This is a genomic window from Brachybacterium sp. Marseille-Q7125 (assembly GCF_023062615.1).
Classification (GTDB): Bacteria; Actinomycetota; Actinomycetes; order Actinomycetales; family Dermabacteraceae; genus Brachybacterium.
In genome coordinates this window covers 1-14,371 of the sequence record NZ_JALLAL010000029.1, presented here as the reverse complement: position 1 = coordinate 14,371, position 14,371 = coordinate 1, and the positions used below count along the sequence as shown (strand labels likewise).

At 70.3% G+C, this 14,371-nt stretch carries 14 protein-coding genes and 1 tRNA gene; 9 read left to right on the top strand and 6 right to left on the bottom strand.

Annotated elements, in window-relative coordinates; genetic code table 11:
- The first annotated feature begins 12 nt into the window (after window positions 1-12).
- The 3 genes from MU407_RS08655 (at window position 13) to MU407_RS08645 (ending at window position 2,457) form a co-directional block, all read left to right on the top strand.
- Entirely contained in the window at window positions 13-1,743 is a 1,731-nt protein-coding gene (locus MU407_RS08655; protein WP_246956721.1) for a potassium channel protein, read from the top strand.
- 10 nt (window positions 1,744-1,753) lie between these two features.
- The gene (locus MU407_RS08650) at window positions 1,754-2,239 is read left to right on the top strand and encodes a peroxiredoxin (RefSeq protein WP_246956720.1); all 486 of its coding nucleotides are present in this window, start codon (window positions 1,754-1,756) and stop codon (window positions 2,237-2,239) included.
- 128 nt (window positions 2,240-2,367) lie between these two features.
- Window positions 2,368-2,457: transfer RNA gene (locus MU407_RS08645), tRNA-Ser, on the top strand.
- Between the two features lie 93 nt (window positions 2,458-2,550).
- Here MU407_RS08645 and MU407_RS08640 read toward each other — a convergent pair.
- Window positions 2,551-3,324 carry a GntR family transcriptional regulator gene (locus tag MU407_RS08640; RefSeq protein WP_246956718.1) on the bottom strand — a complete coding sequence of 258 codons (774 nt, stop codon included), beginning with the start codon at window positions 3,322-3,324 and terminating at the stop codon, window positions 2,551-2,553.
- Between the two features lie 235 nt (window positions 3,325-3,559).
- Between MU407_RS08640 and MU407_RS08635 the strand changes: the two genes are divergently transcribed.
- The 5 genes from MU407_RS08635 (at window position 3,560) to ppc (ending at window position 9,740) form a co-directional block, all read left to right on the top strand.
- On the top strand, window positions 3,560-4,480 hold the full coding sequence (locus MU407_RS08635; RefSeq protein ID WP_102236199.1) for a transporter substrate-binding domain-containing protein: 921 nt from the start codon (window positions 3,560-3,562) through the stop codon (window positions 4,478-4,480).
- Window positions 4,481-4,538: 58 nt separating this feature from the next.
- On the top strand, window positions 4,539-5,300 hold the full coding sequence (gene ehuC, locus MU407_RS08630) for an ectoine/hydroxyectoine ABC transporter permease subunit EhuC (RefSeq protein WP_246956716.1): 762 nt from the start codon (window positions 4,539-4,541) through the stop codon (window positions 5,298-5,300).
- Window positions 5,297-5,938 carry an ectoine/hydroxyectoine ABC transporter permease subunit EhuD gene (ehuD, locus tag MU407_RS08625; RefSeq protein ID WP_246956715.1) on the top strand — a complete coding sequence of 214 codons (642 nt, stop codon included), beginning with the start codon at window positions 5,297-5,299 and terminating at the stop codon, window positions 5,936-5,938. Before ehuC ends, ehuD begins: the two co-directional genes overlap by 4 nt.
- A gap of 70 nt (window positions 5,939-6,008) precedes the next feature.
- Window positions 6,009-6,761 (top strand): ectoine/hydroxyectoine ABC transporter ATP-binding protein EhuA, encoded by a 753-nt coding sequence (ehuA, locus tag MU407_RS08620; protein WP_246956753.1) that lies wholly within the window; start codon window positions 6,009-6,011, stop codon window positions 6,759-6,761.
- A gap of 153 nt (window positions 6,762-6,914) precedes the next feature.
- Window positions 6,915-9,740 (top strand): phosphoenolpyruvate carboxylase, encoded by a 2,826-nt coding sequence (gene ppc, locus MU407_RS08615; protein WP_246956714.1) that lies wholly within the window; start codon window positions 6,915-6,917, stop codon window positions 9,738-9,740.
- A gap of 40 nt (window positions 9,741-9,780) precedes the next feature.
- On the opposite strand, the gene MU407_RS08610 is transcribed toward ppc, so the two are convergent.
- From MU407_RS08610 to MU407_RS08595, 4 genes are read right to left on the bottom strand one after another with little or no spacing between them, the layout of a single operon-like run.
- Window positions 9,781-10,797 carry an aldo/keto reductase gene (locus tag MU407_RS08610; protein WP_246956712.1) on the bottom strand — a complete coding sequence of 339 codons (1,017 nt, stop codon included), beginning with the start codon at window positions 10,795-10,797 and terminating at the stop codon, window positions 9,781-9,783.
- Window positions 10,798-10,806: 9 nt separating this feature from the next.
- Entirely contained in the window at window positions 10,807-11,376 is a 570-nt protein-coding gene (locus tag MU407_RS08605; protein WP_246956710.1) for a GNAT family N-acetyltransferase, read from the bottom strand.
- Window positions 11,373-12,467 carry a phosphatase domain-containing protein gene (locus MU407_RS08600; RefSeq protein ID WP_246956708.1) on the bottom strand — a complete coding sequence of 365 codons (1,095 nt, stop codon included), beginning with the start codon at window positions 12,465-12,467 and terminating at the stop codon, window positions 11,373-11,375. Before MU407_RS08600 ends, MU407_RS08605 begins: the two co-directional genes overlap by 4 nt.
- Before the next feature lie 45 nt (window positions 12,468-12,512).
- Window positions 12,513-12,998 carry a GNAT family N-acetyltransferase gene (locus MU407_RS08595; protein ID WP_102236192.1) on the bottom strand — a complete coding sequence of 162 codons (486 nt, stop codon included), beginning with the start codon at window positions 12,996-12,998 and terminating at the stop codon, window positions 12,513-12,515.
- 171 nt (window positions 12,999-13,169) lie between these two features.
- Between MU407_RS08595 and MU407_RS08590 the strand changes: the two genes are divergently transcribed.
- Window positions 13,170-13,733: a protein tyrosine phosphatase gene (locus MU407_RS08590; RefSeq protein WP_246956706.1), complete on the top strand. Its 564-nt coding sequence runs from the start codon at window positions 13,170-13,172 to the stop codon at window positions 13,731-13,733.
- A gap of 48 nt (window positions 13,734-13,781) precedes the next feature.
- Here MU407_RS08590 and MU407_RS08585 read toward each other — a convergent pair whose 3' ends face one another.
- On the bottom strand, window positions 13,782-14,285 hold the full coding sequence (locus tag MU407_RS08585) for a hypothetical protein (protein WP_246956704.1): 504 nt from the start codon (window positions 14,283-14,285) through the stop codon (window positions 13,782-13,784).
- Window positions 14,286-14,371: the final 86 nt, after the last annotated feature.

The window sequence follows — 14,371 nt, the reverse complement described above, 5'->3', positions numbered from 1 at the left end:
TGAGCACCGGCCATGGACTCCCTGGGGCCTGAGCGGCGGCGCGAGCGTGGCGGCCTGCTGGGCCGTCGCTCGCGCGGCGGCCTGGTCATCCTCGCCCTCGGGGTGGCGATGGTCACCGTGTACGCCACGGTGTTCCTCGTCATCATGGCCCGCGAGGGCCGGCCCCACTCCGTGATCAGCGCCATCTACTGGGCGATTACGACGATGTCCACCCTCGGCTACGGGGACATCACCTTCACATCCGACGCCGGACGGCTGTTCTCCCTGCTGGTGCTGTTCAGCGGCGTTGCCTACATGCTGGTGCTGCTGCCGTTCTTCGCCATCCAGTACGTGGTCACGCCCTGGCTGGACCGCCGCCGCGCCCTGCGCACACCTCGCAAGGTGCCCGATCATCTGGGCGGCCACGTGCTGCTGGTGGGCACCGACGCGGTCACCCAAGCCTTCGCCGCTCGGGCTGAACGCTCCCGCGTCCCCGCCGTCGTCGTGCTCGAGGACGCCGCGCTCGCCGGTGACCTCCACGACCAGGGCCGACACGTCCTCGTCGGCCCCCTCGATGCCGCCACCACGTACCGCAAGGCCGGGGCGGCCCGCGCCCGTCTGGTCGTCTCCACGCTCTCCGATCACGCCAACACCAACGTCGCCTTCACCGTCCGGCAGGCCGCCCGGGATGTGCCCGTCGCGGTCACGGCCGCGAAACCCGTCTCCGTGGACGTGCTCCAGCTGGCCGGCGCCGATCATGTGCTCGAGCTCGGACAGGTGCTGGGCCGCGAGATGGCCTCGCGCGTGCTCGGCTCCACCGGGCGCTACCACGTCATCGGCTCCTTCGGCGCCACCCTCATCGCCGAGGCCGCCGCCCGGGGCACCGCTTTGGTGGGTCGTTCCCTGGGGGAGGTGCGCCAGGAGCTCGCGGACGGCGCGTTGATCCTCGCGATCATGCGGCAGGGCCGCTTGCGGCCCATGACCGACGATGTCCCCATCACCGGGGACACCGTGCTCGTGCTCGGCGGCACCCGGGAGCAGCTCGACCGCTACGACGAGCTGTACCAGGTGCGCGGCTGCCATGAGGAGCCGGTGGTGATCCTCGGCGGCGGGCGCGTGGGCCGCGCCGCCTCCCGCGCCCTGTCCGAAGAGGGCGTGCCGAACACGATCGTGGAGCTTGAGCAGGGGCGGGTGGAGAACTCCTACTCCGTGCTCGAGGGCACCGCGAGCTACGCCGTGGTGGAGGGCGATGCGGCCGACCAGCGGGTGCTGCGCCGCGCCGGCCTGGACCAGGCCAGCGCCGTGCTGGTCACCCCGCGGGACGATGACCTGAACGTGTACCTCACGCTGTTCTGTCGGCGCCTGCGGCCCGAGCTGCAGCTGGTCTCCCGCGCCACCTACGAGCGCAATGTCGCAACGCTCTACCGGGCCGGTGCCGACTCCGTGCTCTCCTACGCCACCATCGGCGCGACCGACCTGTGGAACCATGCCGGGCTCAGCCATCGGGTGCTGATCGCCGAGGGCAGCGAGATGTTCCTCGCGCCGCGCCCCTCATCGCTGACCCGTCGGCCCGTGGGCGATGAGCAGGTGCAGCGCCGCACCGGGTGCCGGATCGTCGGGCTGCTGGACGACGCGGGGATCCTGCACGAGAGCATCGAGGATGCTCCGTCGGGGGAGTGCCAGCTGCTGCTGCTGGGGGACCGGCACGCCGAACGGGCCTTCCGCGAGACGTACCTGGGCCGGCGGAGCACCCTGCGCCGCTAGGCTCCGGGCTATGACCAGCGCATCGGATAAGCCCGTCAAGCTCGCCGTGGGGGATCCCGCCCCGTCCTTCGACCTCGCCACCGCCGGCGGTGGCCGCGTCACCCTCGAGGATCTGCGCGGTGCGCCCGCGCTGCTGTGGTTCTACCCGGCGGCGAATACCAGCCTGTGTACCCGCCAGGCCGTGGACCTGCGCGACCACCACGAGATGTTCACCGATGCCGGGTACCGCGTGGTGGGCATCAGCCCCGACGAGGTGCCGGAGCTGGATCGCTTCGTCGCCGAGCAGGAGCTGCCCTACATCCTCGCCTCCGACCCCACGCACGCGGTGATGAGCGCCTACGGCGCGTGGGGGCAGAAGAACATGTACGGCCGGCTCGTCGAGGGCACCATCCGCTCCACGTTCGCGATCGACGCCGACGGCATCCTCACCTTCGTGAAGTACCGCGTGGGCACCCCGAAGCACATCGCCCTGCTGCAGGAGAAGCTGGGGCTCTGAACCACGGCGGCAGCACGCGCGGTGGTGCTGCCGATGCGGGCTGTGACGTGATCTGCGCGTTGCCGCTTTGGAGCACTCCCGTGCCTCCCGTATGCTGTATCGGCGTGCCGCCTTCGCAGGCGGCTCCAGGAGACGTGGCAGAGCGGCCGAATGCGCTCCCCTGCTAAGGGAGTAGGTGCCGAGAAGGCGCCTCGGAGGTTCAAATCCTCTCGTCTCCGCCGCCTGAACGGGCCCCGGCACTGCCGGGGCCCGTTGTCGTCGCGGGGGAGTGCTCGCCGAGCGCGCGTCCGCTCAGCGCTCCACGTCCCCGCTCAGCGCTGCGGATCCTCCTCGCGGTCCTCCAGATCCCCCTCGCGCAGCACCTCGGATTCCTCGGCGCCGCTGCGCAGCCGGTCGGCCAGCTCCTGCAGGTTCCCGCGCAGCACTGCCCGTGCCGCCGCAGCATCTCCGGCGCGCAGCGCCTGCAGCAGCGCCTCATGCTGCGCGGTGAGATCCGCCCGCACGCCGTAGCCGCGCGGATCCGAGAAGCTGCCCATACGGGTGAGGATCACGATGGTGTTCATCGCCGAGACCAGGAATTGGTTCTGCGACAGCTCGGCTAAGCGCAGGTGCAGGTCCAGGTCCGCATTGCCCGCCTCGATCAGGGACCCGGCCTCGAGGGCGGCACGGCTGAGCGCGAGCTGCTCGTGCAGCGGCGCGAGCAGGGCATCGGCCCCCTCGTCATCCCCGGCCTCGCGCAGCGCCGTGACCCGGGCGGCCACCACCGAGGCGGTCTGCATCTCGATCCCCAGGCGGTAGGCGATGAAATCGCTCATCGTCGCGGCATCCATCGTGGTCACGAACAACCCGCGGCCCGGGAACTGGGTGAGCAGCCCGTCACGCACCAGGCGCTGGCAGGCCTCCCGCAGCGAGGAGCGCGAGATGCCCATCTGGGAGGACACCTGCACCTCGGGCACCGGGTCGCCCGGCCGCAGGTCCCCGGCATAGATCGCTTCGCGCAGCTCGAGCTCGGCCTGGTCGATGATCGAGGGCCGACGGATGGGCTGCAGCAGCGGCAGATTCACCGACCGGTGCGGAACAGGCATCGACGACCTCCTGGGACTGACGACGGATGCGCCAGGAAATCTTCTCATCCCCGCCCGCGGGATGCGCACTTCCCGGGGCCGGATCACGAGGCTGTTACGAAGCGGCAGATGACTCGACCCGCATGGCAACGGATCGGTAGCGCGGCTCCGCAGTGCCCGGATTTCGGAGTGTCCGACAATCCGCACCATCCGGAGAAACCACCGCATCCGACCATCATCGAGGGGAAGTCCTTCCATGCAGAACCGTCGCAGCTTCTTCCGCCGCAGCGGGCTCGTGCTCACCGCCGCCGCGCTCGGCACCGCCACCGCCTGCAGCCGCACCGACGGAGGTGCTGGAGGCGGCTCCGCCGCCGGCGGCGAGGGGGACGGTGATCTCCTCACCCGCCTGCAGGAGAGTGGAACCATCACCGTCGGCTTCGCTGGCGAGGCGCCCTACAGCTTCGATGAGGGCGGCGAGCTCACCGGCGCCACCGTCGCCCTGCACCGCGAGATCTTCGGTGAGCTGGGCATCGAGAACGTCGAGGGCGTCAACACCGAGTGGGGCTCGCTCATCCCGGGCCTGAACGCCGGGCGCTTCGACGCCATCAGCGCCGGCATGTCCATCCTCCCGGACCGCTGCGCCGAGGCCGCCTTCTCCGAGCCCGAGTTCCAGTACACGACCGCGCTCATGGTCCCCACCGGCAACCCCGAAGGCCTGGAGAACATGAACTCCTTTGTGGACTCCGGCCTGACCGTGGCCACCATGAGCGGCGCGATCGAATCCGACTACGCCGCCCAGTTGGGCCTGGACTCCATCGAGGTGGGTGGCCCGCAGGACGGCGTGGACGCCATCAGCTCCGGCCGCGCCGACGCCTTCGCCCTGACCGCGATCTCCCTGAACTGGCTCAAGGACAACTCGAACATCGACGTCGAGGTCACCGAGAGCTTCGTCGCCGAGATCGACGGGGTCAAGCAGGTCGGCGCCGGCGGCACCGTGTTCCGCAAGGAGGACACCAGCCTGCTGGACGCCTACAACGAGGTGCTCGCGGACATCGTCTCCGACGAGGAGCGCTACCTGTCGATCGTGGGTGACTTCGGCTTCACCGCTGAGGAGCTGCCGCCCGCGGACATGACAGCCGAGCTGCTGTGCGAGGGCGACCTCTCCTCCCTGCAGTGACCGCGGCGACCTCCCGCTCCACCGTCCTGCCCGTACTCCTCTCCCGCTGGAGGTCTTCGTGGATGGCCTGACCGGCTTCTTCTCCACGCCCCCGGCGAACCTCGAGGCGCTGGCCGACCGTTGGCCCCAGCTCCTCGAGGGGGCCGGGGTCACCATGGCGCTGACTCTGGGCGGCGCCGCCGGGGCGATGCTCATCGCGCTCGTGTTCGGCATCGCCCAGACCGTCAAGCTCGCCGTCGTGCGCGTGATCGCCCGCGTGTTCGTGGAGGTCTTCCGCGGCACCTCGCTCGTGGTGCAGCTGTTCTGGCTGTTCTTCGTGCTGCCCCTGCTGGGCTGGGAGCTCGAGCCGATGCTGTGCGGCATCCTCGCGCTGTCCCTGAACTACGGGGCGTACGGCGCGGAGGTGGTGCGCGGCTCCATTCAGTCCGTGCCCAAGGGGCAGTACGAGGCCATCAGCGCCCTGTCGCTGTCCCCGGCGCGCGGCATGTTCCGCATCATCATCCCGCAGGCCTGGGCGCTCATGATCCCCTCGCTGTCCAACCTGCTGATCCAGCTGCTGAAGGGCACCGCGATCGTCAACCTCATCACCCTGGCCGACCTCTTCTTCCAGATCGAGCAGCTGCGCCGCACCACCGGCACCTGGTTCGCCTTCCTGGTGGGGCTCGCGATGTACTTCGTGCTCGCCTGGGTGCTCGTGATCTTCATGAACGCCCTGGAGGTGCGGGCCAAGCACCGGATCGGCCGCGGCCCCGCGCTCAAGGATTCCCTGGGCTCGCTGCTGCGCGCCCCCGGCAGCAATGTCAGGGGTGAGGTCGCATGAGCTGGTGGAGCTGGGATCACGCCATCGCGACGCTGCCGCTGCTGCTGGACGGATTCAGGACCACGCTGCTGGCCACGGTGCTGGGCACCCTCATCGCCGTGGTGCTGGGCCTGGTGGTCGCCATCGTGCGGCGCAGCGCCCCGGGCATCATCACCGCCCCGGTGACCGGCGCGGTCGAGTTCATCCGCATGACGCCGCTCGTGGTGCAGCTGGTGTTCGCGAACCTGCTGCTGGCCCCCTATTTCGACGCGCTCACCATCGGCATCTGGGTGCTGGGCATCCACTACACCACCTACATGGCCGAGGTGTACCGCGCCGGCATCGACTCGGTGCCCAAGGGTCAGTGGGAGGCCGCGACCGCTCTGTCGCTGCCGCACACGCGGACCTGGCGGGCCGTGATCATCCCGCAGGCCATTAGGGCCACCCTCCCGGCCCTGGGCAACTACGCGATCTCCATGTTCAAGGAGACGCCGTTCCTCATGGTGATCTACGTGGCGGAGATGGTGAACCAGGCGCAGAACTACGGCGCCGCCACCTACCGCTACACGGAGCCGATCACCATCGCCGGCCTCATCTTCCTGGCCGCGAGCTACCCGACGTCCGTCCTCGTTCGACGACTGGAGAAGAGACTTGCCTGAGAACACCCCGGCCCCCGGCAGCAGCGCGGTCCCCGCGGCCGACACCCCGGCGTCGGATGCCGTCCCCCACATCGAGTTCAGCGATGTCCTCAAGCGGTTCGGCGACCACACCGTGCTGGAGGACCTCAACTTCACGGTCTCCCCGGGGGAGCGCGTCACCCTCATCGGCCCCTCCGGCTCCGGCAAGACCACCATCCTGCGTCTGGTGATGACGCTCGAGGAGCTCACCGGCGGGTACATCCACATCGGCGGGCACCCGCTGCAGTACGAGCGGCGCGATGGCCGCCGCGTGCGCATCAGCGATAAGATGCGCCGCCGCACCACCACCCACATCGGCATGGTGTTCCAGCACTTCAACCTGTTCCCCAACATGACGGTGCTGGAGAACATCATCGAGGCGCCCGTCCACGTGATGGGGCTGGGCAAGGACGAGGCCGTCGCCAAGGCCGAGGGCCTGCTGGAGAAGGTGGGGATGTCCGCGAAGCAGGATGCGCGCCCCACCCAGCTCTCCGGCGGGCAGCAGCAGCGCGTCGCGATCGCCCGCGCACTCGCCATGGACCCCGAGATCCTGCTGCTGGACGAGGTGACCTCCGCGCTGGATCCCGAGCTGGTGGACGAAGTGCTGGGCGTGCTCAAGGACATCGCCGCAGAGACCGACATCTCGATGCTCATCGTCACCCACGAAATGCAGTTCGCGCGCGAGGTCTCCCAGCGGGTGATGATGTTCGACAAGGGCCGGATCGTCGAGCAGGGGGCGCCGGAGAAGATCTTCTCTGAGCCCGACCATCGCCGCACCAAGGACTTCCTGCGCGCGGTGCTCTGAGCGCATCCCGCGCCGTGTCGCCGTCCCAAACCCTGCACGCCCTGCGGCCCGGAACGTCCCGCGCGATAGTCTGTCCCCGTTCGTCCCGCGTCGGCGCGGTCGCCCTGGAACCCGTCGGCGACCGCGGTCCGGCGCCCATCCCCAGGAGGCCCCGTGCGCGAGCCCGACGCCATCGACGTCCCCACCCTGACCAGTGAGTTCCCCGTGGTCGGGGATGATCCGCTGATCGATGCGCCACTGCGGGCGACCGTGCGTCGCCTCTCCACGCTGCTGGGCCACACCCTCGCTGAGCAGCACGGCCAGGAGCTGCTGGACCTCGTAGAAGAGGTGCGCCAGACCACCAAAGCGGCGAAGTCCGCGGACTCCGAGGCCAGCTCCCACGATGTCGTCGCCTCCCTCGCGAATGTGCCCCTCGAGCAGGCCACCGCGCTGAGCCGCGCCTTCACCCAGTACTTCCTGCTGGCCAACGCCGCGGAGCAGGTGTACCGCGTGCGCGCCCTGCAGGAGCGCCCGGCGGCCGAGTCCTGGGTGCCGCGGACCGTCCGCGCCGTCCACGACAAGCTCGGTCCCGAGGGTCTGCAGCAGGCGGTGGATTCCCTGGACGTGCGTCTGGTCTTCACCGCCCACCCCACGGAGGCGTCCCGCCGTGCGGTCCTGACCAAGCTGCGGCGCATCTCCGACCTGCTGGCCGTGGACACCGAGGAGGGCAGCCTCGAACGGCGCCGACAGGACCGCGACCTCGCCGAGCTGATCGAGACGCTGTGGCAGACCGATGAGCTGCGCCGCCACCGCCCCACCCCGCAGGATGAGGCCCGCAACGCCCTGTACTACCTGCGGCAGATCTTCCGCACCACCATGCCGGGCATGCTCGATGACCTGCGCGAGGAGCTGCGCGCCCACGGCGCTGAGCTGCGGGAGGACCACGTCCCGCTGCGCTTCGGCTCCTGGATCGGCGGGGACCGCGACGGCAACCCCTACGTCACCGCTGACGTCACCCGGGAGGTGCTGCGCTTGCAGTCCGAGACGGCGATCGACCTCGCGATCGAGGCTGTCGAGGACCTGATCCTTGAGCTGTCCGTCTCCAGCGCACTGACTGGGGATGACGCCGAGCTGCGGGAGAGCCTCGCGGCGGATCTCGAGCACACCCCGGGGATCGACCCCGTTCAGCAGGAGCTGTACCGCGAGGAGCCCTACCGGCTCAAGCTCGGCGCCATGCGGGAGAAGCTGCACGCCACGCGGGAGCGGATCCGCACCGCCGATGCGCATGTGCACGGCGCTGACTACGCCACCCGCGAGGAGCTGGCCGCGGATCTGGGCTTCCTGCGGGATGTGCTGCGCCGCCACGGCGGGCGCAAGGCGGCCGATGGCACCCTGGCTGTGGCCCAGCATGTGCTCGCCGCCTCCGGGCTGAACCTCGCGACCCTCGACATTCGCGAGCACTCCGAGAAGCACCATGCCGTGGCCGCGCGGCTCTTCGACCGGGTGGGGGAGCTGGAGTGCCCCTACGCGGAGCTCAGCCGCGCCGAGCGCACCGCCGTGCTGGCCCGCGAGCTCGCGAGCCGACGCCCCCTCGTCGGCTCCGTGATCACCGAGGACGAATCGATCCTCGACGAGGACACCCGCACCACCTTCCAGGTGTTCCGCGAGATCCGCGACGCCCACCGCCTGTACGGCACCTCCGTTATCGAGACATACATCATCTCCATGACCCACGGGGCCGACGATGTGCTTGCTGCCGCGCTGCTGGCCCGCGAGGCCGGCCTGCTGTCCCTCGCGGGGGAGGACCCGCGCGCGGACCTCGGCTTCGTGCCGCTGCTGGAGGAGGTCCAGGAACTCAACAACGCCGGGCAGATCCTCGACGAGCTGCTGTCGGACCCCTCATACCGGGAGATCGTGCGCCTGCGCGGCGACCGCCAAGAGGTCATGCTCGGCTACTCCGATGGCAACAAGGACGCCGGTGTCATCACCAGCCAGTGGGTGATCCACCAGGCCCAGCGCGCCCTGCGCGACACCGCTGCCCGACACGGCGTGACGCTGCGTCTGTTCCACGGCCGCGGCGGCTCCGTCGGCCGCGGCGGCGGCCCCACCTACGATGCGATCCTCGCCCAGCCCTACGGTGTGCTCGAGGGCGAGATCAAGTTCACCGAGCAGGGCGAGGTCATCTCCGATAAGTACACCCTGCCCTCACTGGCCCGCGAGAACCTGGATCTCTCCCTCGCGGCGGTGCTCGAGGGCAGCGCCCTGCACACCGCCCCGCGCACGAGCGCGGAGGACCTCGACCGGTTCGGCGGCGTGATGGAGGCGGTCTCCGATGCGGCCTTCGCCCGCTACCGCACGCTCGTGGAGGACGAGGGGCTGCCCGAGTACTTCGTGACCTCCACGCCCGTGGAGCAGCTGGGGGATATGAACATCGGCTCCCGTCCCTCCAAGCGCACCACCAGCGAGAAGGGCCTGGACGGGCTGCGGGCGATCCCGTGGGTGTTCGGCTGGACGCAGTCGCGCCAGATCGTGCCCGGCTGGTTCGGGGTCGGCTCCGGGCTGAAAGCCGCGCGGGAGGCGGGCCTCGAGGCGGACCTGCACGAGATGCATCGCCGCTGGCACTTCTTCCGCACCGTCATCTCCAATGTGGAGATGCAGCTGGCGAAGACCGACATGCAGATCGCCGCCCACTACGTGCACTCCCTCGTGCCCGAGCGCCTGTGGTACCTGTTCGACCGCATCCGCGCGGAGTACGAGCTGAGCGTCGCGGAGGTCGAGCGGCTCACCGGAGTGCTCGAGCTGCTGGACGGCCAGCCGATCCTCAAGCGCACCCTCGCCGTGCGCGACCGCTACCTGGATCCCATCTCCTACCTGCAGGTCTCCATGCTGCAGCGGGCCCGGGCGGCCGCCGCCCGCGGTGAGGAGCTGGACCCGCAGCTGCAGCGGGCCCTGCTCACCACGATCAACGGCATCGCCGCGGGCCTGAAGAACACCGGCTGAGCCGGTGTGCCCGGTCGGACCCGGGCGCGCCCGGACCGGATCAGCGGGCGGTGCCGTCGATCGCGAACTCGTCGATGCGCTCGAGCTCCTCTGCGGTGAAGTCCGGGTTCTGCATGGTCTGGACGTTCTGCTCGAGCTGCGGGATCGAGGACGCTCCCACCAGGGCGGTGGTGACCTGCGGGTGCCGCAGCGCCCACGCCAGCGCCATCTGTGCAAGGGACTGGCCGCGCTCGTGCGCGATCTCCGACAGCCCGCGCACGCGCGTCTGGTAGTCCTTGTCCTTCACCTGCCGCTCGGTGAGCGAGCCGTTGGAGCCGTGGGCGCGTGAGCCCGCGGGCACCCCGGACATGTAGCGGTTGGTCAGCAGACCCTGCTGCAGCGGCGAGAACGCCGCGATGCCGACGCCCAGCTCATCGACGGTCTCCAGCAGGCCGTTCTCCACATGCCGGTTGAACATCGAGTAGGACGGCTGGTGGATCAGCAGCGGCACCCCGCGCTCGGCCAGCAGCTGGTGGGCGCCGCGAGTGGCCTCGGGGGAGTAGTTCGAGATGCCCACGTACAGGGCGCGGCCGCTGTGGACCGCATCGGCCAGGGCGCCCATCGTCTCCTGGAGTGGAGTCTCCGGGTCCTCGCGGTGGTGGTAGAAGATGTCCACATACTCCAGGCCCAGGCGCTCGAGCGACTGGTCCAGCGAGCTCAGCAGGTACTTGCGGGAGCCGCCATCGCCGTAGGGGCCATCCCACATGTGGTAGCCGGCCTTGGTGGAGATGATCAGCTCATCGCGGTGGGCTCGGAAGTCGCGGTGCAGGATCCGCCCCACATGCGATTCCGCGGCCCCGGGCGGGGGGCCGTAGTTGTTGGCCAGGTCGAAGTGGGTCACGCCCAGATCGAAGGCGCGCTGCATAATGCGGCGCAGCGTGGTCTCGTCGCGGTCCTCTCCGAAGTTCTGCCAGAAGCCCAGGGAGATCGGGGGCAGCAGGACGCCGGAGCGGCCGGCGCGACGGTACGTGGTGTGGTCGTAGCGGGCGGCGGAAGGAGTGTAGGCGTCGTTGCTCATGACTCCAGTTTATCCGGGCTGAACCCCTGGTGACAGGGCCAGAGGGCGCTCCATGACGTCCATTCCGAGCCCTGCGACCTTCAGCAGCGCGGGATCCCCCGCGAAGGGCACCGCCTGCCCGGTGGAGACGAAGCCGTGGCGCGTATACCAGGCCTGCAGCTCCGGCCGGGACTGGAGCACCTGGATCATGAGCACGTCCACGCCGCGGCCGAGCAGCTGCTCCACCTGCGCCTCCAGCAGCCGGGACCCCAGGCCCCGGGACTGCACCGTCGGATCCACCGCGAACAGCCCCAGCTCGGCGCGGACCACGCCGGTGGCATCCGCGGGGTTGATCCGGGTGTATGCGCAGCCCTGCAGCATCCCATCAGCCTCCGCGACCAGCAGGTGCACAGCGGGGCAGGCGAGCATGTCGCGCACCTCGGCGGCTTCGGCGCGGGCGCCATCCACCAGGTGCGCCTCGGTGGTCCACCCGCCCTCGCCGCGGTAGGCCCGCTGCACGAGATCCACGATCTGGGGGATGTCCCCGTCCCGGGCCGGGCGCAGCACCGGGGCCGACGGGGTCGCTGCGTCCCCGCTCACCGCGCCAGCATCCGCAGCGACTGCAGTTTCGCGAGCAGGCCGTGGCCGTCCGGGGCGGACAGCGACAGCGGGCCGTCGCGGTCCTCGCGCGGCTCCGCCAGGGGCTTGCGGGTGCCGTGCGCGAGCAGCTGCTCCGGCTCGGTGAGCTCGCGGATCAGGATCGCCTCCACGGCCTCCGGGTGGCGCTCGGCGAACTCGGCGTAGATCGTCGGGTCATGCTGTCCGTCGTCCCCCACCAGGATCCAGCGCAGATCCGGCAGGGCCTTGCGCAGCCGCTCGAGGGAGCGGTGCTTGTGATCGGGGCCGGAGCGGAAGAACCCGGTGTTCGTCGGCCCCCAGTCCGTCAGCAGCAGCGGACCGTCCGGGTAGCCGTTGCGGTACAGGAACCGCTTGAGCACCGGGAACACGTTCCAGGCGCCCGTGGACAGGTACACCACCGGCATCTGCGGGTGCTCGCGCAGCAGGCGTTGGTACAGCCGTGGCATCCCCGGCACCACCTGCCGGGAGGACTGGTGGACCACGAATGCGTTCCAGAACGCGAGCATCGGGCGCGGCAGCCACGTCACCATGACGGTGTCATCGATATCGCTGACCAGCCCCACCTGCGCCGTCGGCGGTACCACGGTGATATCGGCGGTGACCTCGTTGCCGGGCATCGTCCACAGCACTGCCTCATGCTGGCCGGGCGGCAGGGACACCTCGAGCGTCACATCCACGATCCCGGAGCGGTCCGCCCGGGTGGTGAACTGCTGCTGGCCCAGCAGCACGTGGACGGTGCGGTGCGGTGCCACCTGACCGGCGAAGTTCCGCCAGCCCCGCACCGCCATGGTGCGCATGTCATGCACCGGCTGGTCGTGATAGTCGGCGGGGGTGGACGGCGAGGCGTACAGGATCTTGGCGAGCACTCGCACGCTGCGCTCCGAGCCGTAGCCGTGGAAGGGCTGCACGCGCGGCTGCCAGCCCAGTCGGCGCAGTGCGCCACCCACCACGCCGTTCTTGACGTCCTCGAGGCGGGCGGCCCAGTGCGGACGATCGGTGGTGGTCGAGCTGCCGCCGCGCACCACGGTGGACAGGCGAGAGAGAATGCTCATCAGGTTAGGCCAGGTCAGGCCAGGTCAGTCGACGGGTGTCGTGGCTCAGAGGGCGCGGGCCATCTTGTGCCAGTCACCGTCGGGGTCGCCCTCGACGACCTCCCAGCGGTCCCCGGTGTCCCGGAAGCCCAGGGACTCATACAGGGCTCGCGCACCGGTGTTCCCCGGGCCGACGTACAGCGTGACGGTGTCCGCGGAGTCCTCGCGGGCCCACTCGAACACCGCCTCGGCCAGGCGGACGGCGATGCCGCTGTGCCGCGACGCCGGGGTCACCCACATGGCCTGCAGCTCTCGCTCATTGGCGGGGGCGTCCCCCTCGTGGCGCACAGCCACCACCCCCACCGGATCACCGGCGTCGACGGCGAGGAACCAGGCGGCGTCCTGCACCCGCTGACGCCACACGGAGTCCTCGTAGGTCGACTCCTTCTCCCAGCTCTGCCCGAAGGCGGAGGGGTCGGACGTCAGGGACCTCAGACGGATCTCCCGGACGAGCGACCAGTCGTCGTCATGGGCGCGGATGATGTCGGCCATCGGTGTCCTCCTGGGCGGTCGTTGCGTACTCACGGGCCTTCGTGCCTCCAAGGCGTCGTGCGCGTGCGCAGCCGATGGCTCGCTCGCACTCATGGCCAGTGTACGGGTCTGCGGGCAGCGCCGCCCACCGGGCCGCTCCGCGAACCGAAACGGCTTGGCACAATGGGCCTCATGCCCCCGTATCGCCTGCTCACCGTCTGCACCGGCAATATCTGCCGCTCGCCCGCAGCGGCGGTGCTGCTGCGCCGGGCGCTCGCGCACGAAGGTCTGGGCGAGCAGGTGGAGGTGGGCTCAGCCGGCACCAGCTGGGAGGCGGAGGGCGCGCCGATGGACGACCGCACCGAGCTGGCCCTCGAGCACGCCGGATACGCCCAGCCCTTCGAGCATGAGGCCCGCACCATCCACCTCACGGAGCTACTGGCCTGGGACCTTGTGCTGGCGATGACGCCCGAGCACGCGCAGACCCTGCGCCGTATGGCCGATCAGACTCCGCCCGGCCGCACCGCGCCGGAGATCGCGCTCTGGCGCCGTTTCGAGCCCGGGCAGGAGCTGACCTCCGAGGTGGAGCTCGCCGTGGAGGACCCCTGGTACGAGGGGCAGGGGGCGTTCGATCGCACCGTGCGGGACATGCATGCGGCGCTGCCGGGGATCATCGCGCATGTGCGCGCGCAGCTGTCCACCGGCGATTCGGCAGTGGGCGATCCGGCGGCCGGTGATCTGGCCGACGAGCGCTGAGGTTCAGGCCGCTGCGGGTCAGACCGCTGCGGGTCAGACCGCTGAGCCTCAGGCCTCGGGGCCGCCGTCGAGGTCACCGCGGCGCACGCCGCGGCGCGAATGCCAGGTGGCGCCGATGAACCCGGCCGCCGTGAGGAAGCCGATGCCCAGTGCCGCCAGGAGCACCTGACGCATCTGGGCGCCGACGGTGCCGTCATCGGTGAAGGCGTTGAACAGCCGCACCACCGGGCCCTTGGCCTCCGGATCCGGGGCCGTGCGCGCCGGGGTCGTCGGTCCGTCGGCGGCAACCCCCTGCACCTCGGTGTCCCCCTGCTCATCCGATGCGGTGGACCTGCCCTCCCGGGTGGCGTCGCGCGAGGCCGCGGTGGGGCTGGGCTGCTCCACGGGGGGCTGCTGCGCATCGTCTGCGCGAGGCGCGGCCGGCGCCGGTGCGGGCTCGGGGTCTGGCTGCGCGGGGTCCTCCGCGTCGTCCAGCCCTGCATCCTGCTCGGGATCCTCAGCGCCCTCCTCGGGGACGGCGGGGGGATCGTCGGACCTGTCTCTTCTACACATCCGACGCTGCCGACGATACTCCCCGTGGAGATCTCGGCGGTGCCCCTGTCACTTTACACACGAACGACTCCTCGTCGCTGCCCGTT

Bases quoted from the DNA above. Each gene is read 5' to 3' on its own strand.
- MU407_RS08655 (WP_246956721.1), top strand. From the start codon at position 13: ATGGACTCCCTGGGGCCTGAGCGGCGGCGCGAGCGTGGCGGCCTGCTG.
- MU407_RS08650 (WP_246956720.1), top strand. From the start codon at position 1,754: ATGACCAGCGCATCGGATAAGCCCGTCAAGCTCGCCGTGGGGGATCCC.
- MU407_RS08640 (WP_246956718.1), bottom strand. From the start codon at position 3,324: ATGCCTGTTCCGCACCGGTCGGTGAATCTGCCGCTGCTGCAGCCCATC.
- MU407_RS08635 (WP_102236199.1), top strand. From the start codon at position 3,560: ATGCAGAACCGTCGCAGCTTCTTCCGCCGCAGCGGGCTCGTGCTCACC.
- ehuD (WP_246956715.1), top strand. From the start codon at position 5,297: ATGAGCTGGTGGAGCTGGGATCACGCCATCGCGACGCTGCCGCTGCTG.
- MU407_RS08610 (WP_246956712.1), bottom strand. From the start codon at position 10,797: ATGAGCAACGACGCCTACACTCCTTCCGCCGCCCGCTACGACCACACC.
- MU407_RS08600 (WP_246956708.1), bottom strand. From the start codon at position 12,467: ATGAGCATTCTCTCTCGCCTGTCCACCGTGGTGCGCGGCGGCAGCTCG.
- MU407_RS08595 (WP_102236192.1), bottom strand. From the start codon at position 12,998: ATGGCCGACATCATCCGCGCCCATGACGACGACTGGTCGCTCGTCCGG.
- MU407_RS08590 (WP_246956706.1), top strand. From the start codon at position 13,170: ATGCCCCCGTATCGCCTGCTCACCGTCTGCACCGGCAATATCTGCCGC.
- MU407_RS08585 (WP_246956704.1), bottom strand. From the start codon at position 14,285: ATGTGTAGAAGAGACAGGTCCGACGATCCCCCCGCCGTCCCCGAGGAG.